This window comes from Corynebacterium sp. HMSC061H03, from assembly GCF_001838215.1.
GTDB lineage: Bacteria > Actinomycetota > Actinomycetes > Mycobacteriales > Mycobacteriaceae > Corynebacterium > Corynebacterium jeikeium_D.
The window spans coordinates 52007-77379 of sequence record NZ_KV836090.1 but is presented as its reverse complement, the minus strand read 5'-3'; the positions used below and the strand labels follow the sequence as shown (position 1 = coordinate 77379).

Here is a 25373-nt window from a genome sequence, read left to right as displayed (position 1 = left end):
CATGCGGACACACTTTTCTTTACTTAACCCCCTATTCAGGCACGTCGTTCAAAGCGAGTTATCACCCTAACGATGTCTCTCACGCAAGTATTGAATGATATCCTTCAAGAGAGCCTCCTCAACTAGTTTATCGGCAGGTTCATGCTTTTCTGCCCATTTCCTTCCTCTATGAACTGTGTCCCAGGGAGAAACAGCTCCTTTTCGACGACCTTTTCCTGGATCATGATTCCCAAATCCATCTAAGACAGCATTCCAAACAGGTTTCGTTGCCCGGATCAATGCAGTCTCTCCAAGAGGAATCCAAATATCTTCAACTACAAGCCACCGCACATAAAAATCGTCAATATCAAGATTGTTTACGGCGGTAATCGACTTCGCATGCTCCCGAATGCGGCTATAAAGTGCTGTGGACTTAATGCCCTCACCGACTATCAGACCTCGACGGGACCCCGGGGATACAGCTCTACCGACATATATTGGTAACGACCATTTACCATTGATATTCTGTTCACGAATTACTTCGTAAGCAGGAAAGCTACCTGCATAATAAATGGCGTAAAGTCCAGCCCCGTAGAATTTTTGAATATTGCTCAGCGGAACCGGCGGATTACGGAGTAACTGTTGAACTATAGACGATGCCAGCGATTCCATTGCCAGCGGATTAAATGGTTCTGTCATGATATTGCCTTTAAATGAGATCCGTTAGATATTGCATCACTAAATTTCTGTCTTGCTCCAGCTAGCTCCAGATGCTCCCGAACTGACAGCGCTACAGTCTCCGCCAGCATTACAGGGACAGCATTTCCAATTTGCCTCATTGCTTCCGACCAAGCCCCGTGCAAACGATAAGAGTCTGGGAACGTTTGCACTCTGGCCGCTTCTCGAAGAGTGAAATATCTTACCGAGCCGTCGTGAAAACGCATCATATTTTCACCTCCAGGAACACCATGAACTCCTGCCTTTAGCGCTTTTGCTGGAGCGTCAATATACGATCCAGTATGGCCGGGATATGACCGCGCACCAGGTTGAAAACGATGATCAAAAACACCTGGCGTTCCGTTTTCACCGGGGATAGGAAGATCTGCTAGCGCATCTCGCACCGTCTTCCACGGCTGGAGAGACGGATCAGTGCGCGTTAATGATGCCCTGACCGACACTCGTTGAGAACTTGGAATTTGATATCGCTCCCAATATTCTCCGCTATCTTGAGAGAGACGAAGAGCTGCCGCAGAGTGCGTAGGCGCAGGAAAAGACCAGTCAGCATCGATATCCGAACGAAAACCTACAAAAAATACTCGCCAACGTTGCTGTGGAACCCCGTAATCTGCAGCGTTCACGAGAGTGGGAAGCACATTGTATTGGAGGTCTGACCGAACCGATGTGTGTTCAGCCTGCAATCGTGCGTAATGGTCACCCCATGACTCCCCTTCGCGGGAGGAAAGTTCTGGATGCCCTAGCCGAAGTTGGATGTAAGAATAATAGTCCGAAAAGGCGGGACGCGTTAACCCCCTTACGTTCTCAATAATGAAAGCACGAGGCTTGATTTGCCGAATTACTTCGGCAGTCGCGGGGAACATATCTCGCTTATCGTCCGCTGCACGGCCGCGCCCTCCAGCAGAAAATGGCTGACATGGAGGACCGCCAGATACTAAATCAATCCCTTCGGCAACACTCGACCAATCAATGTCACGCACATCACCTTCAATTACTTCAGCATTAGCAACAAGGGGATGTCCAGCAGCCTTATTTTCGCGAAGGGTATCACAGGCCCATCGATCCCACTCAGCAACAATTTCAGTCGAAAAGCCGGCCAAGTGGGTTCCAAGGGCCAATCCACCACCACCGGCGAAAAGCTCAATGCTTCGCATATGCCAAACTTATCATGAGGTACGGATTCCGATAGAACTGACATTCGATTCTAACGTACGCCTTACGTTCGAATGAACAGCCACAGCCCCCGAACGCACCACAGCCTCTTTAACTCCTACTGGAACTGGCTGAGGTCAATGCCTTCCAGCGGGTCCGACTCGCGGATGTCGTCCTCCGGTGGCAGCGGCACCTCGCAGAGTACAACCGCCGCACCACACGGGTCCTGCACGGTTGCCAGCGGGCCGAACTCGGTGGCCTGCGGGGCAACGAGCACGGAACCGCCCAGTTCCTCAGCCTTGGCGACAGCAGCGTCGATGTTCTCCACGCCAAGGTAGGCCAGCCAGCCAACGAAGCTCTTATCTGCCGCATCGGTCTGTGCAGCAACCGAGCTGGCTACCAAGCCAGCGAACGGCGCCCCGTCTTCCATCGCAACTGCGAAAGTGCCGTGCTCATTCTTGTTGCGCACTGCGATTTCCCAGCCAAAGAAGTTGTGGTAGAAGTCCGCGACCTGCTCAAAGGTCTCCTCCGGGCCTGCGACCAGCTCGAACCACACCGGGGTGCCGGGCTCGCCCGCTGCGATAAAGGCCTGCTCACCCGGCTGTTCCAGCAGCCCAATGAGGCCACCGGCGGGGTCGGAAACGACGGCCATCGTGGATCCGTCGACAAGCGGGGTCGGTTCCTGGAAGACCTCAGCGCCGAGCTCACGCGCCTTCTCGACGGCACCAGCGGCGGAGTCGACATGGAAATTCACGCGCCACTGGTTGACGAAGGCATCCTCAGCGTCCTTATCGGCCTCAAGCAGCACCGACACCGGCATTCCGGACAGCATGGCAACGCGGCGACCAGCGGATGCCTCGCGGGCATCCTCATGGATTGGCGCGGTATTGCGATAAGCCCACCCAAGAACGCCGCGGTAGAAGCGCTCGGTCTTACGCGGTGCGGCGGAGAGCAGATCTACGCGCAGGGGCATGCCAAATTCGGCGGGAAATGCGGGCATGAGTTACAAGTTCCTCCACTTTTCAGGATCAAAGTCATCGTCGGCGGTGGCCTCATCAAAGTAGTCATCATCGACTTCATCGGCGGTGGCCACGCGTGCCGACATACCGGCAACAGAGACGACGTCCCCTGGACGCAGCACCTTGCCACGGCGAGTGTCGACCTCACCGTTCACGCTGACCTGGCCCTCGGCAATGAGTTCCTTGGCCAGACCGCCCGTTTCCACCAGGTTTGCCAACTTCAGGAATTGCCCGAGACGGATGGACTCATCCCGGATTGCGACATCGATAGGCTCCATGCCCTTAAGTGTGTCATATCCGGTGAAAATGGTCGGGGTTGGTTCGGGTCTGGTTCGGCTTTGGAGGCTTGGGAGACCTGGGAGCCACCCCATTTAAACTTCTATTTCAATAAAAACCTCGAACCGCGACGCAGATGAGGCAGCACACCCTAACATCGTTCTCATGTCTAATTCACGGTCTCCGAAGTGGCCCCGGATCGCCAGCGAAGCGCCACCTCGCCCTCCGCTACGCCATGTTATCGCCGCCTCGGTAGCCGTGAGCCTGCCGCTGATGACCCTGGCACTCATCTCAACTTCTGTCTCTGACCTGCTGTTTTTGCCCCCTATTGGAGCCGCCATGGCCCTTATCGTCGGCGCACCGAACTTGCCCCTGGCACAACCGCGAAATGTTGTAGTTGGACACCTGATCGGCTGCATCACAGGCATCCTAATGTCGCGACTTTTAGGAGTTTCGATCATCACCGCGGCAATCGCCGCCGGTATCGCATTCGCGCTCATGCTCCTTGCTCGCGCCGCTCACTCCCCGGCCACCGCGACCGCAATGGTCACTGCGCTGATGCCGCACGGGTCCGACATCAGCAACGACTTCCGCCTCCTTGGCTTCGTTTTCGCCTCTTCAATCATGATCGTGGTGCTTGGCATCCTCGCAAATCGACTGCGCGGCCTTCGCTACCCCACCTACTGGTGGTAGGCGGCCCTAAAGTCCGGACTCACCTGTGAATCCGCGCCACCGAATTCTCCGGATTTAGCAATAAGCCCCTTAACCTCGCTCTCATCCTGCATGAAGCTTTTTACTTCCGACGATTCCCGGCCTTTACAAAATCGATCTGGACAAATCCAGAATGAACGCCTTAGAGAGCAAGACAAATCATTGGTTGCCATGCCTCAGCCAATAGCTACCGCCACCATCAGCCCTACCCCCCGGGGCACACTCAGCGAAAAGGGTATCTCTCATTGCAAATCCCAGTTTCTCGACTATAAAAACAGCATTTCATCCCCCCTTTCCAAACCTCAGCCGATACATGAGACACCACCCACACCCAACAAGTCATCAATACATAAAACACCCCCATAAACCTGAAAATGACATTTTCGCTTGACCATTATGGAATAGGCGTTTTAACATAGGGGAACCGTTTGAACGGGTTCGAACAACATCGAAGTCTCCCGGTTTTACGAATTCTCAACATCTAAAAGAAAGCGAGCGAAAATGACTTCCGACCAGGCCAACCTGTCCGGCATTCTGTCTCTGAAGGAGATTGCCGAGCTGGCCGGGGTGAGCCGTCCGACGGTGAGCAACTGGCGCCGCCGTAAGGTTGATTTCCCCCGTCCCACTTCCAGCTCTTCACCCTCTAAGCCTCTCTTTGACGCTACGGAGATTCATGATTGGCTCCGCTCCAACGAGCTCTTGCCACCAGGATGGGAAAAGAATGCTGAAACCCTTTCCATGAGCTCGCGGATTAACTTGCTCCGAGCCGATGGCCTCCGCCCTATGGACGCTGCAATCTTCGCACTGTCAACGCTGGTGGCGCCCGCCTCCGAACCTATTTCCGATTACAAGATTGCATGGGAGGAGAGTGTGGCAGCTCGCCTGCGCGAGGTTGCCGACGAAGCTACGCGGCAGGCGTTCCACGAGTCTATTAACACGACCCTGAGCACGGTTTCTCCCGAAAACCTCGAGTCGACAATGCAGCATGCACGCAGCTTGAGCCCTGATTCCATCCTTAACGCTGAGCACGTCGTGATTGATGCTCTGTTCGGAGATGCCGGTCGCAGCAATGTCGGCCACTTCACCAGTGAGGATTCGGTTTGTGCCCGAGTCTTCCGCGAGGCTACGTCAAACGTTGTCCACAGCAAGCAGGTTGCTAGCCGTGATGGCAAACCCCTGGGCCGAGTGCTCGACCCAATGTGCGGCATTGGCACCACCTTGCTGCAGGTGGCGCATGATCACGCTCCGGTTTCTATTGTCGGATTCGATATCGACCCTCGCGCCTTGGTGGTTGCTTCCCTCCGCGCTCTTATCCGCGGGACGAATGCCACGTTCTCTGTGCTGGATTCGTTGTCTCACTCGTCGGAGCCTGCCGATCTGGTCGTGTGTGAGCCTCCCTTTGGTATGAGGCTCTCTCGTGAGCAGCGTCCCCATATGGAAAACATCTTTGCTCAGGTGCTGAATTTGCCGCATCCGCGCATCCGAACGGCAGACACCGCAATCATCGCCACGTGCATCAACCAGCTCTCTCAGAGCGGTCGAGCCATCGTTCTTACCCCGCTTGCACCACTTTTCCAGCCTTCGTACGCGGAGCTCCGCCAGCAGCTGGTGGCTCTCAACGCTGTCGACACGATTATCCAGCTTCCGTCTAAGATGCTGACCTCGACTTCGATTCCGACTGCTCTCTGGATCCTGCGTGCCCCCTCCAACAGCAGTGACGGCAACTCGGTTTCGCTTATCGACTCCTCTTCCGTGCCCACTTCTGACCTTAATTTGAAGTCGTGGCTCACGACCGTGCAGTCGGGCGGGAAGCTCCCCGTGCCGCACTTCCGCGTGACTCTGGCCGATGTGGTGAAGAAGGGCGGGGCACTGCTCCCCGAACTGTTCGCTGAGCCGCAGATTAGCGATGATGCTTTCACTGGTTTCTCCACTCAGGTTGCTTCTTTGAGCAAGGCTGCGAATTCTGCTTCCACCCTGCTGGAGAAGTTCCTTAAGGACAGGGTTGCCATCCACACTGGTGCAGATGAGCTCGAGTGGAAGAAGCTCGACGAGCTGATTGAGGTGGGCAATATCGAGCGAGTTCGTTCGAATACGAGGGGTCTCAAGGAGGCTCCTGCCGGTGGCATTGTGGCCAAAATCTTCGAGCCCTACAGGAGGCTCGATACCCCCCGCAATGGTTCCGTTACCAGCAGCGATGAGTTCTTGAGTCCTAACTCTGTGGTCGTTCCTCATCTCGAGACCATGCCTGCGCGCGTCTTCCACGAGAAGGGCGATTGGATTGCGCCGCGGTTCAGCACCGTGCTCCGCACCGATGACTCGGTGTTCCTTCCGGAGTACCTGGCAGCTTGTGTGAACGCCGACTTTAACAAGGGCCCGTCGTCGGGTGTTATCATTCCGAACCGTTCGATCCGCGACATCAAGATTCCTTTGATTTCGAAGGAGCAGCAGTCTCGGCTGGTTGAGGTCCTCGGCGCGTTGGATTCGTTCACTGCCGAGATCGACGCTGCCGCCGAGAGCATTGAGGCCGTGTCTGCCAAGCTGCTGAACGAGGTGTTCAACGATGCTTAAGAACAGCGCGAACGACATGGGCTCGACGGCTCAAGAGATTGCGCGTCTGACTGCTCAGCTTGAGGAAAGGACGTTGCGTCTTGAAGAGGTTTCAGCTCGCCTGGAGGCAATGGAGGCTCTTCTTGACGAGCAGGAAGCTGCAACCGAGAATCTGCAAGCAGAGAATGATTCGTTGAACGATCGTATCGATGAGCTCAAGATGTGCAACGACGACTTGCACTTGAGCCTGGCGCAGTCTGAGGAAGATCGCATCGATGCTTACGCTTATAAGGCACAGCTCGAGAAGTTCTACGCGACTCCCCGGAATCAGGAACCTGTGGGAATCGATATTGATTCGATTCCCACGCCATCGAGTGTTGTCGAGATCATCGAGATTCTGAAAGACACCGACACCTACGGGGAATTGACTAAGTACATCGTGCTCACCGATGCTGAAAAAGCACTTGCTAACGCAGCAATTCTGGATCAGAAAGATCACTTGGATATTTATGCCCAGAACCTGTGGGAAACGGTTGTGGTTTTGCACGATTACGTCAAGGAGTGCGTTGAATATGGGTTCCAAGGGAATTTGCACATGTACCTGCTAGACAAGGGCGTGCATGGCCGCCAGCTGGCTCCGAATCGGCACAAGGCAAACGAGAGTGAGACCGTACGCTCAAACCCTAAACGGCGTCGGGAGCGCACCTTCCCGGTGCCTAAGGAGGTCGATGCCGCTGAAGAGAAGTTCATGACTACGCACTTCGATCTCGGTACGAAGGACTCGAATGCTCCGCGAGTGTACTATCACGCAGATGTGCACACCACCGGCAAAGCCTACATTGGTTACATCGGCCTACATCTGAACAACACGATGACTAACTAGCTCCCACTTTCCTGGTAGAATCCCTACCAGGAAAGTTCAGGTTTTATTTTCGAAGCCCCTCTCTAGAAGTAGTCGATTGCCATTGGTGCAGCGAATTCCATCCGCTATCAATCAATGCCACGTTCTGAATTCAAGCCAACGTTAACTGGAATGCATCTGAGACTTACCCCCATTGGATGCCCGTCCGGTTGAAGGTTCTGAGCATAAAAATCAGCGATAAATCGCCAGCACTCTGAGTACTGCCGCAGGACCTTCGATCTCAGACTCCTCATTCAGTGGCTGTTCATACGATTGTTCCTTTTCCATACGACGTCGCGCTTTGCGGTTCAACAAATTCATCCCCGGAATGTTGAACAACGGATAGCGTTGACCCTCCGGAAATTTTTTCTCAACCTTCCCGAGTACAAAGGCTTCACACTCAATGTCACCCAGATCTAGTCTCAAATACTCTGAATCGAGTTTGAAGAGATAAGTCTGCAGCCCCTCGTCTACCTCCCCCATACAAACTATCGATTTTCCTGCGAGATTACTTATCTTCCTGATTTGGTCAATCGTCTCTTGACTAACTGAATCGTCAGGCCCGGAAAATACTCTGAGCACTTCTCCTATGTCGGCTATCTCATCAGGTTGCGCGATAACTTTTCCAAGCATCGGAATCGAAATCTCACAATCAACCTCAATGAAACTTCGCGGCTCCACTTCACTGAAACCCAGCGGATGCTCCAAATCCACAATGGTCGCGTCCAAGTGAGAGAAAAGGTGATTGAATTTAGATTCCGGCGTCATGGCACGCTGATAGGAACTCTGACTAGTAGAGTCCGCATCGATATTTCCCCCAACAGAACCTAAACCGAGTTTCCCTCCTCTAGATTTAGAATTCGAAGTCGTAACGTCCTCGCTTTCGATTAACCCGAAATCAATCTGGCTTACAAACTGATCGACCAACGATTCGTCCAGATACAAAAACTCTCGAAGCATCCCTTATTCCTCATCCCTCACTGCATACCGAGGCGCGAACTTCTCCATCTGTTCGTAAACGCGCAGTGTGGCTTCCTTTTGGCGGTCCGGCGGATAGTTGTACTTGCGCAGCAGTAGCTTGATAGTTCGCCGCAGTTTTGCCTTGACGTCATCGCGCACAGTCCAGTCTGTGCGAGTGTCACAGCGCATAGTTGCAACGAGCTGGCGTGCAATTTCCGCCAAAACGTCATCACCCAACACATCCACTGCGGACTCGTTCTGGGAAATCACGTCGAAGAACGTCAACTCATCGTTAGACAGGGCTGGCGTGAACTTCTCGCCACGCTTGGACTCTTCAACAACTTCCTTCGACAACTTCACCAGTTCGGCGATAACCTCCGCAGCCGTCAACTGCTGATTTGTATAGCGCGTCATCACGTCACGGATGCGCTCGGAAAACAGCTTGCTGCGCACCTCGTTATTGCCAGTGGCATCGCGGATGCCTTGCTGCAGTTTGGTTCGCAGGGCCTCAATCGCCAACTCAATATTGGACTTGAGGTTCTTTTCGTCGAACCCCTGGGCCGCGATCTCTTGCAGGTTCGGCACATCCTGCCCAATCTCTGCGTAGATGTCGATCACCGACTTGCTCTCCGCAGAGTCAACAACAAGCTGTCCCAGCACGCGACGTGCGGTATCCGAGATAGGCTCGCCACGGCTCGCGCGATCCGAGGCATCCATCTTGATTAGCCACTGACGTACTTCGAGGTAGAAGCGTACGTCATCGCGAATATCCCCCGCTCCATCGGCAGTTACGGCAATCGCCCAGGCTCGTGCCAGCGCACCAGCCAACTGTCGGAAGCGTTTCGCCAATGGGCGTACCATCGGATCTTCTGGGTCTACGTTTCCTTCGGTCCGCGGCGAACGCAGGAATCCCACCGCAGTTGCAATCGCACCGTGCACATCGCCAGCAGCGAGCTTCTCCCGCCAGTCCACCTGCACCAATGCATCAATCTGCGTCAAAAAGCCCTTGGCAATTTCAAGCGTCTCATCGGCATGCTGACCAATGACCTTCCTGCCTTGCTTCTCCGCATCGACAGTGAATTCGGCAAGTGCTGCGCGAAGGTTATCGGTAAGCGGCGCGTAGGCAATGAGCAGGCCGTCTTCTTTACCTCGGAAGGTGCGGTTGACGCGCGCTAGGGTCTGCATCAACAAAGCGCCACGCAACGGACGGTCGATGAAAAGAGTGTGCAGTGGCGGCGCATCGAAACCGGTGAGCATCATGTCCTTGACGATGATGATTTCCAGCTCATCATCCGGATCTTTCATCCGCTCCTTGACTGCCTTAATTGCGCTTGGCCGACGCATGTGCTTCTTAATCTCCGAAGGATCGGAGGGGTTCGCGGAGTAGACGACTTTGATCTTTCCTTTGTCGTCAGCATCGTTATGCCAATCCGGTCGGCGCTCGATGATCTTCTCGTAGATTCGCGCCGCGATGCTACGCGTCGAAACCACCACCATTGCTTTTCCGGGGCATCCGATGAAATCTTGCATCACTTCACGGCGATCGTCCCAGCGCATCAGCAGATCGTCGACCAGAGTGTTGAGCCGGTCGTCCGTGCCGTACATCGCCTCCAATGCTGCGGTAGTCCGCTGAATCCGAACACGCTCAGATTCACTGAGGCCTTCCAAGGCTTCTTCAGCGGTGGCATCGATGTACTCGTCGGTAATCCGCTTAACTCGCGCCAGCGGAATCAGCCGGGGCTCGAAGTAGACGGGCACGGTGGCGCCATCGTCGACGGCACGTTGCAGATCATAGGTATCAATCTCGCCACCGAAGACGTCGCGGGTGTCGCGGTCACCTTCAGCAATCGGTGTACCGGTGAAGGCAATCATCGTCGCGTGTGGTAGCGCCGAGCGCAGGTGCGCAGCATAGCCGTCGGCGTTGATGTCGCCGAATCCATAGTGAGATCGATGCGCCTCATCAGCAATAACGATGATGTTGTGTCGCTCGGACAGAACAGGGTGCGACTTGTGGGCTTCGCGCTCATCCTTAGTCAGCCCGAACTTCTGCAGCGTGGTGAAGTAGATGCCTCCCGACGTCCGCGTTGCCAACGCCGTACGCAGCTCCTCCCGAGACTCCACCTGCTGCGGTTTCTCGGGCAGCAACGTACTGGAGAGGAAAGTGCTGTAGAGCTGACCGTCGAGTTCGGTGCGGTCATTGATAACCACAATCGTCGGGCTTTCCAGTTCGGAGCGTCGCATCACTGCGGCGGTGTAGATTTCCATTTCCATGGATTTGCCGGAGCCCTGGGTGTGCCAGACAACGCCCGCGCGACCGTCCGTGCGCACGGCTTCGATGGTCTTACCGACGGCCTTGGTCACTGCGAAGTACTGATGTGGCTTCGCAATGCGCATGACTAAGCCAGTCGATGCGTCATCGAAGGCTGTGAAGTCGCGCTGCAGCTGGGTGAAGCGCACTGGGTTGAATACGCCCCAGATGAGGTTTTCCAGGGCAAGTGGCGCCTGTCCGTTTTCGTCCGGCTCGTCCATCTTGCTGGGCACGCCATCGTCATCGACGTTCCATGGAGCCATGTGGTTGTATGGCGTGAACGGGGTGCCGTATTTCGCGTCAAGGCCGTCGCTGGCCACCACAACGTTTGCGAAACGGAAGGCCATCGGGAATTCATCCACATAAGTCTGCAGCTGGTTGAATGCTTCTTCAGCAGTCGACTTTCCGGATGGCTTCTTCAGCTCGAAGAACGCAACCGGCAGGCCGTTGATGTAGCACACGACGTCAAAACGACGCTCGTATTCAACATTCCGGATGGTGACTTGGTTGACTGCCTTGAAGTCGTTCTTGTTCCAGTCCGCGGAGAGGAAGTAGATTGTGGGATTCTTTGGCTGCCCGTCCAGGTCGTTGTACTGGATTCCCGAATAGCCGTTGACCAGAATCTCATGAATACGTAGATTCTCCGCGACGGAATCCTGTGACTTTGGGGTCAACAGTTCACCAATCGCTTGCTGAAGGAATTCCTCCGGCACACCCGGGTTCAGCGCACGGACGCTCTCATTGAGCGTTCCGCGGAGGACAATATCCTTCCAGCTTTCCCGCTCCCCCGAACCCGGCGCGACAGACGCACCTGCCAGTGGATGCCAGTCGTTCTCGCCGAGCTTGTCCAGGGTGAGCTGCTCCAACATGTCTTCGCTAAACATCAACGTCTCCTTCCTTTTGCTTTCCGGCGACTGCCTCAACGGCCTCACTTGCCTCGGCGACGGAGATCTTGCCATTCATGAGTAGCGGCAATAATTCATCGCGAGTACGCGCGAGGACTTGGTTCTCTTGCACAAGGGCGTTCATAGAATCACGAATAACCTGACCTTGTGCGGAGAACTCCAAACGTTTCGGCTTGGTAGGCCAAGGCAACTCGATGCCAGTGATTACCTTGGCATTCATGTTCTTTTGCACTGATCCAGTTGACACAGATTCGGCATAATTCTCGTATAGTTTCGAAATTAGAAAACCATACAAGTACAGCGCGTCATTACGATCTTTTGGTTTCAGGCGAACAAGATATGAGGCAAATACAGCCTTAATGTTTTCATCAACAATTGCGCATTTCCCTGGGTCGGCCATTCGAGCAACGACAATGTCGCCTTTTTGCAGCGCATACTTCTCAAAATCTTTAGACCCAATATTCACCTCGGGAACTGTGTCCCATTCAATCCATTTCTTCTTATTAATATCCATTACTCGGAGGAACTTCGGCTGGCCAGTATATTCACCTGCACTAGCAGTGTAACCATATTGAGTAGTCACTAAATCACCGAGTGAAGCAACATCTTTAGCGCCTTGACTCACTTTAATCCATAATGCAGAGAATAGTTTTGATTTAATATCGAGCACCTGCCGATTCGCCGCGATTTTGTCATCCAAGGCGCCGAGGACATCGGCGATAGCCGTTTGCTGTTTGGCATCTGGCAAATAACCAAGATCAAGACTCCGAATATCAGCAACGTTCAGATGGGGAACTGTCGAACCAGCAGAAAGCGCTTGAATCTGATTTTGAATTAGGGGTTCTTTCAGCTTGTACGCTACGAACCTCTGCGCCACATTAGATTCCGCCCTGATAAGCACAGTTCTTTGGCCAGGCGCAATGTTTGCTTCCTTGGGGACCTCGACCACCGGCCCAACTGGTGCCTCTCGAGCAAACAGAATGTCACCTGGACGCGGTTTCATTCTTTTAGTCCACTGTTCAAACGTCTCACGAGAGATACGCCGAGATTCTTGGTAGTTAATCTCATTGCCACGCATTGCTCGCGTGCCTACAGCAAAGTACTCTCCCTTTTCATCTATCGGAGCAGTCTTGTGCTCGCAATCAACAATCCGCGCAATTTCACCCAGAATTGTCACTTCAACCTCCCTAGCTGCTCGCGCACTACCGCACCCAAGCGAGCGGACTCATCCAATGCAGCGGTCAATTCCTTCGTCAGGCGCGCAATCTTCTCGTCGATAGGCTCATCATCTTCTTCCGCCTCCGGCATGCCCACATAGCGGCCCGGCGTTAGCGCATAGCCAGCCTCACGAATTTCCTCGATGGTTGCAGACTTGCAGAAACCGGCAACGTCCTCATACTCCCCTTCGGCAGACTCACGGCCGCGCCAGGTGCGGAAAGTATTGGCGATGCGATGAATGTCCTCGTCAGAGAATGCACGCTCCGTGCGATCAACCATGTGGCCGAGCTGGCGGGCGTCGATAAGCAAAACCTCACCACGGCGATCGATGCTGCCCTTCTGACCTGTGGACTTATCCTTATCGAAGAACCAGACACACACCGGAATACCTGTGCCGCGGAATAGCTGTGCTGGCAGCGCCAACACGCAGGAGACCACATCATCTTCGACCATGTTCTTACGAATCTCGCCCTCACCCGAGCTCTGCGAGGTCATGGTGCCATTAGCCATCACCACACCGGCGGAACCACGCGTACTCAGTTTGGAAAGAATGTGCTGCATCCACGCGAAGTTCGCGTTTCGTACCGGCGGAACACCGTACTTCCACCGCTTATCCTCTTCGTTGCGCACCCAATCCTTGATGTTGAATGGAGGGTTCGCCAGCACGTAATCCATCTGCGTACCCGCGTGGATATCACGTGCGAAAGTATCAGCCCAACGCTGGCCCAAGCCGGCAGCGCTAATGGCGTGAATGGCAAGATTCATCTTGGCCATACGCCAGGTGCGCTCATTCAGCTCCTGGCCATAAACCACAATGCTGCTGCGGTCACGCTTCGTAGCCTCCAGGAACTTCTCCGCCTGCACGAACATGCCACCCGAACCACAGCAAGGGTCATACACGCGCCCCTCAGTTGGCTCCAAAATTTCTACTAAGGTTCGCACCACGGACTGCGGAGTATAGAACTCTCCGCCCCTCTTACCCTCGGCTTTTGCGAACTTATCCAGGAAATACTCATACACTTCACCGAGAAGATCGCGAGCCTTCTTTTCCTTAGTGGAGCCGAAATAGGTCGAGCTGAAAAGGTCGACCAGCTCCCCCAGGCGGCGCTGGTCAATATTCTCCGCGCCGTAAATCAACGGGAGCGTACCCACCAGAGACTCGTTGTCCTGCATCACATGTTGCATTGCAGCATCGATGAGCTTGCCAATCGACTGTTGCTTGCCGCCTTCGCCTAGACGACCTTTGGAATTAGCCGTCAGGAATTCCCACCGAGCTTCGGGATCAACCCAGAAGACATTCTCACTGGTGTAGGAATCAATATCTTCCAGGTCTTCCTGGATTACCTCCTCATCGAAGCCCTGCTCCTCCAGTTCAACGCGAATCTCCTTCTGACGCTCATCAAAAGAGTCCGACACATACTTCAGGAATACGAGCCCCAGCACAACGTCCTTGTACTGCGAGGCATCCATGGACCCGCGTAGCTTATCCGCGGACTTCCACAGCATGTCCTTAATCTCACTCATTGTGGAAGGAACCTTGACCGCTTCCTTCTTCTTTCTTGCCATTACTTCGTTTCCTTAACTCTTAGATTTAGCTATCTGATTAAGCTGTTTAGATACGATTTCCGAATCCTCGCCAAGCAGCGATTACTCCGGTGCCGCCCGAATACCGCCACTTGCCAGCGACACACCGAAGTCACGTCGGAAAGCGGAAATGCCCTCGAGCTGCTCAAGCAACTCTGCTCTACGTGCATCCACCTCACGCATCACTGCTTCGAACACTTCCGCATCCCGCTGCTCAATTACGGGCACCTGCCACGCCTTCTTGTCCTTGGTCTGCGCGTGGCCCAGCTGCTCCGCCAACAGATACGGTGATGTGACTTCCTCAAGAGGGGTCTTGCTCCGAGCCCTGGTCTTCATACACCGCAGAATCTGGGCAGGTGCCTCGACCAGCGAGCCTCCTTGCGCATCAACAATCGCAACGGGCTTATTGAGGTAAATCCACACCACGTCACCGGGCTCGGTCAGGGTTGAGCGAGGCAGCTTCACACTGATATCGACGATGTTGGCTTTCCGTGCTCCGGCTGGCGCGAGCCCGCTCAGTTCGCTTCGACCAATAACCGGGATGGTTCCATCCGGGTTTCCAGTATCCAGGTCCTGCAGCTTCGATCCCTTGATGACCTTCACCAACGGTGCCGGCTGTTTGGTCGCCTCGGTCCAGCTAAGGAGCTTTCTGCGGTGAATCTCGTAGGGATTGCCCGCCTGCTGGAGGTTCGGCACACGCGACAAGTCGACACCCACCGCGTCGGCCTGGAGTCGCAACTCGGCGATTGTTGCGATTTCCTCCTTTTCGGATACCCGTTCGCGGATCGGGCGCAGCGAATTCCGCATGCGTAGGTTCTCGTCGGTGAGCACCAGTGAGTTATAAAACGCGTGCTGACGAGGAGAAACCTCATCATTGACCGCAGCCAAGACATCCATCACGAACTGACGCGGGCGAGTACCACTGAAATCGAGGGAGGAATAATCTGCCAGAATGACAAGATCGGAATCGAACTTCTCTGGATCTCGCGTTCGCAGAATCCACAGCGCGAGCTGGCTCTGCCCAAGACTTCTCGTCCACCCATGAGGAAACAGCGCCGCATACCGCAGGGAAGAATGCAGATTATTCTTCGAACCCCACAGAAAGTTCCTTCGTTCAAGGTTCACCACAGCATTGCTAGACTCAATGAGGAGCTCAGCCGGAGCAATAACAACGACGCAGCCCCGCGCATCGAGTCCCGATTGCACGTAGCCAATCTGATCGAAGAGCTCTTGGGCGTCGTCCTGCTTGGCGCTTGCCCACTGAAGGAATGCGACCGCAGACGGGTCCCATTCATCAGTTACTTCCAGGACTTCGATTCCACGCGCTAGGCTCAGGCAGAGCTCTGGAGTGAAATCGTCGTGTTCAAAGCCAATACCGAGTGGCGACTCGTGGGATTCAATAGCGTGCTGCGCCCACGCGCCGCCACCTGGGCCAAAAGCAAGAACCTCCCGAGTCTCCTTATCACGGTGCAATTCCTTGATGAGCTCCGAGCCAATGGCGGCAAGTAGCGCCTCTGCGTTCTCGACGAGCGCTTCTGGCGTTTGCGAGCGACGACGCCGGATAATCTCGACGAGCACTTTGGTTGCGGAAAATGCCGCTTCAGCCAGGATATTTGCGGAGGTCACCGCGTGCTCCAGGTCGCCTTCCAAAATCTCAGATGGCACCAGTGACTCCGAGAACAACTCATCACGGACAGTCTCCGGGGTTACCTCCTCACCGCCACGGGCATGTGCAACAAGCGCCGCCCACACTCGAGGATCCTCGACAGCTTCGTTAAACAAGTCGCTGTAGAAAGGCGCATCCGCAACAGCATCGGAGTTGTTTCCGTGGTCAGTCTCAACGAGCCACTTTGCTACCTCGATAGCATCAAACTTCAGTTGAGTATCTCTCGCTGCAGCGGATTCAACTGGCAATAGTGGTTCCGGGAAAGGAGCATCGGACCCGCCGGAGTGACGCTTGCGCCACATAGTTACTAATGGACGCTGGACATCCGCTAAGTCAGCAATGCGTTGCATTGAAACTGTTAGGGCGGGCATCTTCTTCACCTCACTCTCGGAACTCGATTTCCTTTTCTTTGTTCGAGATTGAGATTAGCCCAGTTTAAAAGCTGTAATATGTTCATAGCTGTTAAGGGTACTTAACAGTCATTCCCAGATAAATCTATGTACGAGGAAAACAAAAGCGCAGAACCGCTTGGCATCATGTCTCCAAGCGGATCTAAACCTCCAACGCGTAGTAAATCGGTTCCAGACCGCTTGGGTCGGAGTTGACGCGTCGTTAAACACGCAACGCATTACGATGCCCCCACCTGTCATCACTCTCCCCGCACCTACGAGTATCGGTGGCACAGGCTGATTTCCGGCCGTGGCCATTACGCATAATTGCCTCTGCGGTGGGATAATAAGCGGCATGCCTAATCCGTGGATCAACAACGCGACAACCGAAAAGATTGTCATCGTCGGCGCTGGTGGTTTTGGGCGAAACGTGGTCAGCTTCATCAAGGACATCAACGACTACGCAGCAGCCAACGGCCTACCACCGCAGTGGGAAATCCTAGGCATTATTGATGATGGCACCCCAGACATGACCTTTTTCCACAAAATGGGCGTGCAACTCTTGGGCAAAACCGAAATCCTCGCGGACTTGCCCAAGGGGGCCTACTACACAGTCGCAATCGGCAGCGGCGCAGCTCGACGTTCGATTGCGCAACGCGCAGATGCCGAAGGGCTCATGCCTGCTACCCTGGTTCACCCAGACACCAGCATTGGCGCGCTGGTCACACTCGGCGAGGGCACAGTCATCTGCCCCGGAGCGCGCCTGACCTGCAATATTGAGGTAGGCAAGCACGCCCAAATCAATATGAATGTCACAATCGGCCACGACGCGGTACTGCGGGACTACTGCACAATCTTCCCGCTCAATGCCGTGTCGGGCTTTGTCACGCTTGGCGAAGCCTGCACCCTAGGCGCCAACTCCGTAATCAACCCCGGCCTCACCGTTGGCGAGGGAGCGTACATCGGATCCGGAGCCGCAGTTACTAGCGATGTCGATGACTACACCGTTGTCGCCGGTGTTCCTGCAAGTGTGATTAAGAACCTGCGCTAGCCGAGACGTCCTTCTCCGCCGAATTCTCATCCGACGAACCGGTGAACTCGGTCATAGTCACTTGCCCCTCTTCCGAGATCCCTTCACGCTTGAGCACCACCAAGATCGTGTCGAGCAGAATCTTTGCATCGAGCAGTAGCGACCAATTATCCACGTACTGCACGTCGTACTCGAAACGTTCTTCCCAGGTGATGCCATTGCGGCCCGAGACCTGGGCAAGCCCAGTAATTCCCGGTGGCACCTCATGGCGGCGTGCTTGGCGCGGCGAATAGCGCTCTAGGTACTTCATGCGCAGCGGACGCGGGCCAACGAGGCTCATGTCGCCACGCAGAACGTTAAAGAGCTCCGGGAGCTCATCCAAGCTTGTGGACCGAAGGAATTTTCCCACCTCGGTGAGGCGGGACGCATCGTCGACAAGCCCCTTTGCCGGATTGACGTGGTGCATCGTCCGGAACTTGAGGATATTAAACGGCTCACCATCCTGGCCCGGGCGTTCCTGGCGGAATAGGACTGGCTTTCCCATCGAAAGTCGCACTGCCAGAGCCGTAGCGCCCATAACTGGCGACAGCACAATCAAGCCTGCTGCAGATGCCGCGATGTCGATGCCACGCTTAATTACCCGTTGCGCGCGGATGCTCAGTGAATCCATTGGTCATCTCCTACTTTTCGTTGAACATTTCGCGCAAGAACTCCGCGGCACGCGCATCGACTTCCGCATTGGAACGGTTCCTGACCAGCCAACCAACCGCACCCACTACACCGGCCGCGGCAAACGACGCTGCCGCAACGCGCAGCTTCCTGTTGTCATTCTTGTTGTCAGGCGCACTTTGCTTGACGACGGCCACCGCTGGCTCCGGCTCCGGCACAACCGGCCCCGCGGTATCGGTGACCATGACTGGTTCGGGCTCGGCTGCGGGTTCTGGTTGCGGCTGCTCATCCAGCTCTGGTTCTGCCGATGCTGCGTCCTTGCGCCGTAGGCTCAGCATTGTAAATGCTGCTGCAAAGCCAAATAGCCATAGCGAACGGGAATCGTAGTAGTAGCCGGAAAAAACCTGTGCCACAAGAACCGCTAACGCCACAGCTGCGGTCAGACCAGCTTGAAGAAACTTGAATAGGTGGCGACAGGCGATTGCCAGCACAACCAGCACAATCACAAACAGGCCGATACCTATGACACCCGCTTCAGACCCGACTGTGTAGAAGATATTGTGCGGATGCTCCAGTGGACGTGAAGACCTCGGTGTCGACAGCACAACGAAGCTATGCAGGCCTCCACCAAAGATGCGGTGTTCACCCATGATTCGGAAAGCTTCATCATGGAGATAACCGCGTCCGGAATCATGTTCTTTTTCGAAGGTCAACTGGATAAAGCGCGTCTTAAAGTATTCTTCAATCTCGGTACCTGCGATGAACCGCGAGTATCCATACGCGACCGCTGCGGCGACTGCGACGTAAAAAACAGTCGCCCACTTCCAACCCCAGTGAAAAAACACAGCTATTGCGGTAAAGAGGACTACCACGGTGGTAGCAACCAGTACACCGCGGCTTCCCGACGCAACGAGACCGTAAGCAAATGGTGCAGCAAACAAGAGAACTGCCCACATGAACTTACGCCACAGCATGAAAAACACAGCTGCCGCGATGCCGTACAGCATGAAACGGGCAAAGACATTCGGTCCACCGCCGAACGCCGTCATGCGCCCGACATATTTCGGACCAGTAATGCCACCGTAGAGAAAAATAAGCGAGCAAATGACTACTGCTAACCACAGCCATACCAGTGCCTGAGGATGCAAATAGAACAGTATTGCTGACATCGTGGCGATGAGCCCAAGCGTTATCAACGCAGTAACGACAGGAGCAACTTCGGCAGCTTCGGGGGCCCACAGTCCGGACAGCATCATCCAGAACAACCAGGCATAGAAAGCCACTAATGCCCACACGGCCATCGGCCACTGCTTTACATTGCCAGCGCCTTTCATCGCATTCAGCCAACTCTGGCGCTGCGCTTCTGGGGTGCCGATGGCGGTAAGGATTGCAACGATTACCAAAATCGGCAATGCAAGAGAGAGATTAGGAAGCGCCGAAGAGACGTCCTTCATCGTCGTGTCGCCAACGTAGAGGACACCAGCAAACATTCCCGCGGCCACCACAATAAACAGCGACTGCAGTATTGGTTTTCGCTGTTTTACAGTTTCTCCAGCTACCTCTGTAGAAGTCATCCCAGCACTTCCTTCAAAACACCTATCACCCGCGCGACGTCGTCATCGTCCAGCGCCGGACCACTAGGAAGAGTAATGCCACGGGAGAAAAGATTCTCAGCGGTGCCGTTGATGGTCGCTCGCGCGCCTTCATACACCGGCTGTAGGTGCATGGGCTTCCACAGGTGACGAGCCTCAATGTTGGCCTCACCCAGTGCTGCAACCACGCTGTCTGGGCTCAGGACGCCCTTATCGACGGCCTCCTGCGGCAACACAATTGAGGTCAGCCAGCAGTTCTCGGTGAAACGCTCGTCGGAGTCAGAGAGCAAGCGGGTACCTTTACCAGGGGCATCGTCGTCAAGCGAGGCGAGCAAATCGATGTACGCATCACGAATCTGGCGGCGGCGAGCGATCATGTCGTCCAGACGCGAGTGCTGCGCCCGCCCCAGTGCGGCGAGCAGACTGGACAGGCGGTAGTTGTAGCCGATTTCGGTGTGTTCGTACCAGGCGACGGGCTGACGCGCCTGCGTGGAGAGGTAGCGCGCGCGGGCGATGAGGTCAGCATCGTTGGACAGCAGCATGCCACCGCCGGAGGTGGTCATGATTTTGTTGCCGTTGAAAGACAGCGCGGCGGCACGGCCGAAACTGCCGGCCGGCTGACCATGGACGCTGGCACCGAGCGCCTCGGCGGCGTCCTCGATGAGCGCGATGCCGAGTTCTTCCAGGCGTGGCGCGAAGGCCGGGTAATCGGCGCAGCGGCCAAAGAGGTCCACAATCATCACGGCGGGAACGCTCTTGCCCTCGGCAAGCAGCTCATCGACGGTGCGGAGCAGCAGCTCAGGGTCGATGTTTCCGTCCTCTGCGGCATCGACGAACACCGGCGTAGCACCAACGTAAGCAATGGCGTTGGTCGTGGCCGCGAAGGTCATGGTGGAAACCGGAATGTAGTCACCTTCACCGATCCCCAGCGCAAGCAGCGCCAAGTGCAGACCAGCGGTGCCAGACGACAGCGCGAGCGCGAGCTCAACACCGCAGCGCTTGGCAATCTCCGCTTCAAACGCGTCTACTTCGGGGCCCAACGGAGCCACCCAACCAGAGTGGAGCGCGCGAACGACGGCCTGTTCTTCTGCTTCGGTGACTGTCGCGAGCGAAAGGAAGATCCGCTCATTGGGCTTGTTAGCGTCGGCGTTAGTCATTACTTCTGCACCTTTCGGACGCGGTTGAGTACCTCGATGAGCTGGTTGTACAGGCTGTCACGGGCAAAACGCTTCTCACCCAGTTCGCGGTTTCGCTGTCCCGCTGCGCGCATCTCATCGCGGTCGGAGATGATCTCAGCGAATCGCTTGGCCGCGGTCGGAATATCGCGCGAGAGACGCCAACCGGCATCGTGCTCGGTTGCGGCTTCCTCCAGCCAGCCACCATGGTTGAACACCACCGGACGCGATGCGGCCATGGCATCGAAGACCTTGTTCAGGGAGTTGCCCTCCAGGCAGGGGTCATCACGCAGCGGCGATAGCGCGATATCGGCGGCAGACACGTACTTGGCGACATCTTCCTTCGGCTGACGGCCGAGGAACATCGCATCGGCATCGAGGCCAGCGTCCTTGGCGCGCTGGTACAACGCATCCGAGTCGCTTCCCTGTCCCAGCAGGACAAAACGCACATTCTCCACGCCATCACGACGCAGCTGCGCCGCCAAATCCACAAGCCACTCCAGCTGGTAGGACATGCCAAAACCACCGGCATAGACAGCTACCACGTCATCGCCCCAGCCCTGCTCCTTTCGGAAAGCTGTACGCTGCTCGGCCGGGACATCAAAGCGCTCAAAGTCCGACGCATTCGGAATGACGGTCACGCGCTTCTTCGGAGCGACCTCTTTGACGCCATCGGCCATCGACGGCGACAGCGCCACGACCTCGCTCGATGCCGCATAAAATGCCTTCTCCAGCTGCTTGGCCAAGAAAATTGCCACCGGATTATTGAGGTAGCCCAACTTGATCGGCACCTCTGGCCACAGGTCACGGATCTCCGCCACCAACGGCGCACGCTGGGTAAACTTCGCCACGATTCCCGGAACCGCCACAGTCAGCGGGGTCGAGGACGCGTAGATCACGTCGGCAGGCACACGGGCAGCGACCGCGGAGGCGCGCACCAGGAAGTTCAAGAAACTGACGATACGCTCGCGCTTCGACATTTCATTGCGGTACGGAATCGCTAGACGACGCACGTGGATACCATCAACCGTTTTATCCATGGCCTCATCGCGACCACAGATCATTGTCACCTCGTGGCCTGCGGCGGCCATTCGTCGGGCAAACTCGTAGGGTCGGGAACCACCCGGCTCACCGGGGAGAACAAAGTGCTGGTGGATATAAGTGATTCGCATTGTTTAGGCTTCCTCGATTACGTCGACGGGGAGTTCTTCGGTGGTAGTTGATGGATTCTTCTGGCCTCCGCTTGGCTGCATCAGCGCCACTGCTGCAACAGCGGCTGCTGCAAAGTAGACAATTGCGCTGGTCCACGCGAGACCGAGGGCGTCTCCGAGAAGAATGCCCATCGGGTAACAAATGACAGCGATAACGGCGGAAATGACCTCCACTCGGCCAATTCGACGGGGATTGTCGCTGCCGAGAATTTCACCGCACAGGTGTCGGTAGCAGCCGAGCACCACGGCCGCGATAGTCAGTGGCAGCACCAACTCCCGGGAAGGCTCAAACTCATGGCCGAATACCGGCACGATGAGGAAGTAGAGTGCCACCCCACCGAGCGCACCAAGTGCTCCGTACGCTGCAGTGACTATGCCAAGGTGGCGGAGCACACGAGATGGGGTGAGTTCGCGACCTCTCTGGTCGCTGGTGCGTTGATCGGCGACCGACTGCGCGACCCAGTACAGCGGTTCCGTCGCCGTAGCCACGACTACAAAAAGACCTAACGATGCCGGAGACGCCAGCGCCGGAAGTAAAACGCGACCCAAGCGTGTGGTCGTCAGCGGTCCTAGACCCGACGCGATGAAAGGGGCATTTGTACGAGCCGTCTCTACCACTCCACCAACACGGGAGTCGGTATGCTCGCGTGACTTCGCTAGCGACCAGCTTGCCAGGGGCAGCGCTGGGAAGATATAGGCTGCAGCCCACCAGCGCCAGTCCTCGACTCCTGCGAAATACAGCGCAGCACTAATCAGCAGTACCGAGCCTTGGAAGCAGACGAATACCGCGACAAAGAAGGACACTCGGTGCCGGCTGATAGCCATGGCGCGAACCATGGAAAACGACACGGTGACCAAGGCGACAACGCCGGCCATTGCCGTCCACGGTCCGTAGACGATACCGGCAACGACACAGGCAATCAGCGCGACCACAGTCATGGCGATTCCACTCGGAATGAGACCGTGATCGTGATCATCGCGGCGCAGCAAAAGCCGGTCCGCACCGAAACCGACAAATGGCGCCACGATATAGGCAAACTGCAAAACGGTAGCGACCTCGCCTCGACCGGCGGGCCCCAGCACTCGCGCGGAAAAAATACTGACCACAAAGGCGACGACTGCGGCGAGCGCTGAAGCTGCCGAAATCGTCGCAACTGTTCGAACTCTCTGCGCCAGCTGCCCGGGGTTAGAGGAGCTGGTGGTTGTCACGGCGGGGAGTCATCCTAACTATCTTGCTTTCGAGCTAGCGGTCGCAAGTGATTGTGCACTACTGAGATGCACCGCAGTACTGTTTTCCGAGCCACCGTGCTCTGCAAGCCAACGACGTGCAGCATCGTGATTATGTGTGCACGGAAGAATCCGCGAATTCAGACGTTCCGGCTCGACACGTACCTCAGTGATTAGCGGATGACGGTCACCAATCTTGGGAACCTCACGGTCATCAACCAAGTCCTCGGAGATCTTTTCACCTTCACGGAGACCCGTGTAGACAATCTCTACGTCTGCGTCATGGAGCTTGATGAGGTTCTCCGCCAGCTCAGCAATCTTGACCGGCTTACCCATCTCCAGCACCAGAGTCTCACCGGACTCTGCAATAACGGTAGCCTGCAACACCAGCTGCGACGCCTCCGGAATGGTCATGAAGTAGCGCTGAACGTCAGGATGCGTCACGGTAACCGGCCCGCCCTCTTCAATCTGACGCTGGAAAGTCGTAATGACCGAACCTCGCGAGCCAAACACGTTACCGAAGCGGACAGATGCCCAGACACCTTCATGGGTGCGCCCCATGTGCGCAGTCAGGCGTTCCGCGGCACGCTTGGATTCACCCAGAATCGACGCCGGATTCGCAGCCTTGTCCGTGGAAATATTAATAACCGTTGAAACATTGGCCGCAGCCGCTGCATCCAGCACGTTCTGCGTGCCGATGACATTGGTTTGCACCGCTTCTGCAGGGTAGCTCTCCAGCAGCGGCAGGTGCTTCAGAGCTGCAGCATGGTAGACAACATCGGGCTTGCGCTCGGTGAAGATCTGCGTCAGCATTTCCGCGTCTCGGATATCAGCCAAGACAGTATCGGAGCCGTCGAGAAGCGCCGACCCCGTCAACGACAGCTGCGTGGCATGCAAGCCGCCCTCATCGCGATCCAGCATGATCAGTTCTGCCGGCTCAAAGCGGTGAACCTGTCGGCAGATCTCGGAACCGATAGAACCGCCAGCGCCCGTGACCAGCACCTTTTTACCGCGAATAATGGAAGCAACCTTGGATTCATCCAGGTGCAGCGGCTGACGGCCAATGAGGTCGGCGATGTTAATTTCGCGCACCTGCGCGGTAGCGACAGCGCCACGGTGTCGCGAGTACTCCTCCACCGGAGGCAGAACGAGCAGACGCAGCGAAGATTCCTCACAGATGTGGTTGAGGACATTAATGCACTCAGTGGACAGTGGCTCATCGGTAGCAATGATGACCGACTGCGCCGAAGTGCGCGATGCAGCTTCGCCCAGCTGATCAATGCCACGAATCACACGGAGACCGTGGATGCGAGAAATATGGTTCTCGCCGCTTTCATCGGGATCAACGATTCCCACCAAGTGGAAGCGGTTCTCACGGGAGATACCAGAATCCGTCAGGCTGTTGATAAAGAACTTGGCCCGCCGACCTGCACCGAGAACAATCAAGCGATCATCCGTCTGGCGGGAACCAAAGTTGTTGGTGATCCAGCGAGCGAGAGTGCGGGTATAAATACTCACCAAAGTCGCGACACAACCACCGGCAAACGGAACATACCACTCAATTTCCGGGAAGGTCTTCAGGACTTGAGCTAAACCAGTGGCTGCAGTGGCGCCGCCCATGCTTATGGCCAGCAGGACAATATCTTCAGTTCGGCTGCCGGGCCATACGCGTTGTGGGTTGGTGTACTCCCCGAGCAGCAGGCCTAGCAGGACGATGATGACTACGGCGACGGCGACAACCAAAAAATTAGTGCCTGATATCTCGGAGAACGATACCAATTCACCGCGGACGATTCCGTTGGTGGCGGACAGTGCAACCAGCCAAGCGAGTACATCAAATACACACCAGGCGAGCTGCTTCCAGTCTCGGATAAACATTCTTATGCCTTTTACTGCCGGTTAAATTTCTCAACGCATAATGCGTTCCTCAGGCTTGGCATACTATGCGATATAAACTACATTTACAGCCCCTTACTCCATAGGGCTACCCCACCATTCGGGTAGCCAAAAAGCCACCTTTTCCACCCATTATTCCCCCTGGTAAAACTATGTTTTACTAATATTTCACCGAGGCTTCAGTTTATTTACACGTGTATAACTGCCTATACGGCTTGACTTC

General features: G+C 55.6%; 19 protein-coding genes. 4 read left to right on the top strand and 15 right to left on the bottom strand.

Annotation, left to right across the window (positions count from 1 at the left end; all coding sequences use genetic code 11):
- Window positions 1-66: 66 nt before the first annotated feature.
- The 4 genes from HMPREF2787_RS10960 to HMPREF2787_RS10780 all read right to left on the bottom strand — a co-directional run bounded on the left by HMPREF2787_RS10960 (window position 67) and on the right by HMPREF2787_RS10780 (window position 3163).
- The gene (locus HMPREF2787_RS10960) at window positions 67-678 is read right to left on the bottom strand and encodes an Eco29kI family restriction endonuclease (protein WP_083308385.1); all 612 of its coding nucleotides are present in this window, start codon (window positions 676-678) and stop codon (window positions 67-69) included.
- Window positions 675-1868 carry a DNA cytosine methyltransferase gene (locus tag HMPREF2787_RS10955; protein WP_083308384.1) on the bottom strand — a complete coding sequence of 398 codons (1194 nt, stop codon included), beginning with the start codon at window positions 1866-1868 and terminating at the stop codon, window positions 675-677. The genes HMPREF2787_RS10960 and HMPREF2787_RS10955 overlap by 4 nt, the downstream gene beginning before the upstream one ends.
- A 116-nt stretch (window positions 1869-1984) precedes the next feature.
- The gene (locus HMPREF2787_RS10785) at window positions 1985-2866 is read right to left on the bottom strand and encodes a VOC family protein (RefSeq protein WP_016421801.1); all 882 of its coding nucleotides are present in this window, start codon (window positions 2864-2866) and stop codon (window positions 1985-1987) included.
- A 3-nt stretch (window positions 2867-2869) separates the two neighbouring features.
- Complete coding sequence (locus HMPREF2787_RS10780; RefSeq protein WP_005510922.1) at window positions 2870-3163, bottom strand: RNA-binding S4 domain-containing protein; 294 nt, start codon at window positions 3161-3163, stop codon at window positions 2870-2872.
- A 163-nt stretch (window positions 3164-3326) separates the two neighbouring features.
- On the opposite strand from HMPREF2787_RS10780, the gene HMPREF2787_RS10775 reads away from it, so the two are divergent.
- From HMPREF2787_RS10775 to HMPREF2787_RS10765, 3 genes are all read left to right on the top strand, one after another.
- Window positions 3327-3854: an HPP family protein gene (locus tag HMPREF2787_RS10775; protein WP_070859250.1), complete on the top strand. Its 528-nt coding sequence runs from the start codon at window positions 3327-3329 to the stop codon at window positions 3852-3854.
- Window positions 3855-4373: 519 nt separating this feature from the next.
- Entirely contained in the window at window positions 4374-6440 is a 2067-nt protein-coding gene (locus tag HMPREF2787_RS10770) for an N-6 DNA methylase (RefSeq protein WP_070859249.1), read from the top strand.
- Entirely contained in the window at window positions 6433-7302 is an 870-nt protein-coding gene (locus tag HMPREF2787_RS10765) for a hypothetical protein (RefSeq protein WP_070859248.1), read from the top strand. Before HMPREF2787_RS10770 ends, HMPREF2787_RS10765 begins: the two co-directional genes overlap by 8 nt.
- A gap of 210 nt (window positions 7303-7512) precedes the next feature.
- Here the strand turns inward: HMPREF2787_RS10765 and HMPREF2787_RS10760 are convergent, their stop codons facing one another.
- The 5 genes from HMPREF2787_RS10760 to HMPREF2787_RS10740 all read right to left on the bottom strand — a co-directional run bounded on the left by HMPREF2787_RS10760 (window position 7513) and on the right by HMPREF2787_RS10740 (window position 16311).
- Complete coding sequence (locus HMPREF2787_RS10760) at window positions 7513-8280, bottom strand: DUF6414 family protein (RefSeq protein WP_070859247.1); 768 nt, start codon at window positions 8278-8280, stop codon at window positions 7513-7515.
- A 3-nt stretch (window positions 8281-8283) separates the two neighbouring features.
- Entirely contained in the window at window positions 8284-11472 is a 3189-nt protein-coding gene (locus tag HMPREF2787_RS10755; protein WP_070859246.1) for a type I restriction endonuclease subunit R, read from the bottom strand.
- Window positions 11465-12670: a restriction endonuclease subunit S gene (locus HMPREF2787_RS10750; RefSeq protein ID WP_070859245.1), complete on the bottom strand. Its 1206-nt coding sequence runs from the start codon at window positions 12668-12670 to the stop codon at window positions 11465-11467. Before HMPREF2787_RS10750 ends, HMPREF2787_RS10755 begins: the two co-directional genes overlap by 8 nt.
- Window positions 12667-14277 (bottom strand): class I SAM-dependent DNA methyltransferase, encoded by a 1611-nt coding sequence (locus HMPREF2787_RS10745; protein WP_070859244.1) that lies wholly within the window; start codon window positions 14275-14277, stop codon window positions 12667-12669. The genes HMPREF2787_RS10750 and HMPREF2787_RS10745 overlap by 4 nt, the downstream gene beginning before the upstream one ends.
- Before the next feature lie 81 nt (window positions 14278-14358).
- Complete coding sequence (locus tag HMPREF2787_RS10740; RefSeq protein ID WP_083326707.1) at window positions 14359-16311, bottom strand: hypothetical protein; 1953 nt, start codon at window positions 16309-16311, stop codon at window positions 14359-14361.
- A gap of 394 nt (window positions 16312-16705) precedes the next feature.
- Here HMPREF2787_RS10740 and HMPREF2787_RS10735 point away from each other — a divergent pair, with 394 nt between their 5' ends.
- Window positions 16706-17401, top strand: a complete 696-nt coding sequence (locus tag HMPREF2787_RS10735) for a NeuD/PglB/VioB family sugar acetyltransferase (protein WP_070859243.1) — start codon at window positions 16706-16708, stop codon at window positions 17399-17401.
- On the opposite strand, the gene HMPREF2787_RS10730 is transcribed toward HMPREF2787_RS10735, so the two are convergent.
- Genes HMPREF2787_RS10730 through HMPREF2787_RS10705 form a run of 6 tightly spaced genes read right to left on the bottom strand, consistent with a single transcriptional unit; the run spans window position 17385 to window position 25132 of the window.
- The gene (locus HMPREF2787_RS10730; protein WP_070859242.1) at window positions 17385-18050 is read right to left on the bottom strand and encodes a sugar transferase; all 666 of its coding nucleotides are present in this window, start codon (window positions 18048-18050) and stop codon (window positions 17385-17387) included. The two genes, HMPREF2787_RS10735 and HMPREF2787_RS10730, sit on opposite strands and share 17 nt — an antisense overlap.
- Window positions 18051-18060: 10 nt before the next feature.
- Window positions 18061-19623: an O-antigen ligase family protein gene (locus HMPREF2787_RS10725; protein ID WP_070859241.1), complete on the bottom strand. Its 1563-nt coding sequence runs from the start codon at window positions 19621-19623 to the stop codon at window positions 18061-18063.
- Window positions 19620-20798: a DegT/DnrJ/EryC1/StrS family aminotransferase gene (locus HMPREF2787_RS10720; RefSeq protein ID WP_070595856.1), complete on the bottom strand. Its 1179-nt coding sequence runs from the start codon at window positions 20796-20798 to the stop codon at window positions 19620-19622. The genes HMPREF2787_RS10725 and HMPREF2787_RS10720 overlap by 4 nt, the downstream gene beginning before the upstream one ends.
- Window positions 20798-21988: a glycosyltransferase family 4 protein gene (locus HMPREF2787_RS10715; RefSeq protein WP_070595857.1), complete on the bottom strand. Its 1191-nt coding sequence runs from the start codon at window positions 21986-21988 to the stop codon at window positions 20798-20800. The genes HMPREF2787_RS10720 and HMPREF2787_RS10715 overlap by 1 nt, the downstream gene beginning before the upstream one ends.
- Before the next feature lie 3 nt (window positions 21989-21991).
- The gene (locus tag HMPREF2787_RS10710; RefSeq protein ID WP_070859240.1) at window positions 21992-23236 is read right to left on the bottom strand and encodes a lipopolysaccharide biosynthesis protein; all 1245 of its coding nucleotides are present in this window, start codon (window positions 23234-23236) and stop codon (window positions 21992-21994) included.
- Window positions 23237-23254: 18 nt separating this feature from the next.
- A complete protein-coding gene (locus tag HMPREF2787_RS10705; protein WP_070859239.1) occupies window positions 23255-25132 on the bottom strand; it encodes a polysaccharide biosynthesis protein in 1878 nt (625 codons plus the stop codon).
- Window positions 25133-25373: the final 241 nt, after the last annotated feature.

What these genes read in the sequence shown, in the direction of transcription:
- HMPREF2787_RS10715 (WP_070595857.1), bottom strand. Translation starts at nt 21,988, where the DNA reads ATGCGAATCACTTATATCCACCAGCACTTTGTTCTCCCCGGTGAGCCG.
- HMPREF2787_RS10745 (WP_070859244.1), bottom strand. Translation starts at nt 14,277, where the DNA reads ATGGCAAGAAAGAAGAAGGAAGCGGTCAAGGTTCCTTCCACAATGAGT.
- HMPREF2787_RS10735 (WP_070859243.1), top strand. Translation starts at nt 16,706, where the DNA reads ATGCCTAATCCGTGGATCAACAACGCGACAACCGAAAAGATTGTCATC.
- HMPREF2787_RS10760 (WP_070859247.1), bottom strand. Translation starts at nt 8,280, where the DNA reads ATGCTTCGAGAGTTTTTGTATCTGGACGAATCGTTGGTCGATCAGTTT.
- HMPREF2787_RS10740 (WP_083326707.1), bottom strand. Translation starts at nt 16,311, where the DNA reads ATGCAACGCATTGCTGACTTAGCGGATGTCCAGCGTCCATTAGTAACT.
- HMPREF2787_RS10720 (WP_070595856.1), bottom strand. Translation starts at nt 20,798, where the DNA reads ATGACTAACGCCGACGCTAACAAGCCCAATGAGCGGATCTTCCTTTCG.
- HMPREF2787_RS10765 (WP_070859248.1), top strand. Translation starts at nt 6,433, where the DNA reads ATGCTTAAGAACAGCGCGAACGACATGGGCTCGACGGCTCAAGAGATT.
- HMPREF2787_RS10755 (WP_070859246.1), bottom strand. Translation starts at nt 11,472, where the DNA reads ATGTTTAGCGAAGACATGTTGGAGCAGCTCACCCTGGACAAGCTCGGC.
- HMPREF2787_RS10780 (WP_005510922.1), bottom strand. Translation starts at nt 3,163, where the DNA reads ATGGAGCCTATCGATGTCGCAATCCGGGATGAGTCCATCCGTCTCGGG.
- HMPREF2787_RS10725 (WP_070859241.1), bottom strand. Translation starts at nt 19,623, where the DNA reads ATGACTTCTACAGAGGTAGCTGGAGAAACTGTAAAACAGCGAAAACCA.
- HMPREF2787_RS10730 (WP_070859242.1), bottom strand. Translation starts at nt 18,050, where the DNA reads ATGGATTCACTGAGCATCCGCGCGCAACGGGTAATTAAGCGTGGCATC.
- HMPREF2787_RS10770 (WP_070859249.1), top strand. Translation starts at nt 4,374, where the DNA reads ATGACTTCCGACCAGGCCAACCTGTCCGGCATTCTGTCTCTGAAGGAG.
- HMPREF2787_RS10785 (WP_016421801.1), bottom strand. Translation starts at nt 2,866, where the DNA reads ATGCCCGCATTTCCCGCCGAATTTGGCATGCCCCTGCGCGTAGATCTG.
- HMPREF2787_RS10775 (WP_070859250.1), top strand. Translation starts at nt 3,327, where the DNA reads ATGTCTAATTCACGGTCTCCGAAGTGGCCCCGGATCGCCAGCGAAGCG.
- HMPREF2787_RS10705 (WP_070859239.1), bottom strand. Translation starts at nt 25,132, where the DNA reads ATGTTTATCCGAGACTGGAAGCAGCTCGCCTGGTGTGTATTTGATGTA.
- HMPREF2787_RS10955 (WP_083308384.1), bottom strand. Translation starts at nt 1,868, where the DNA reads ATGCGAAGCATTGAGCTTTTCGCCGGTGGTGGTGGATTGGCCCTTGGA.
- HMPREF2787_RS10960 (WP_083308385.1), bottom strand. Translation starts at nt 678, where the DNA reads ATGACAGAACCATTTAATCCGCTGGCAATGGAATCGCTGGCATCGTCT.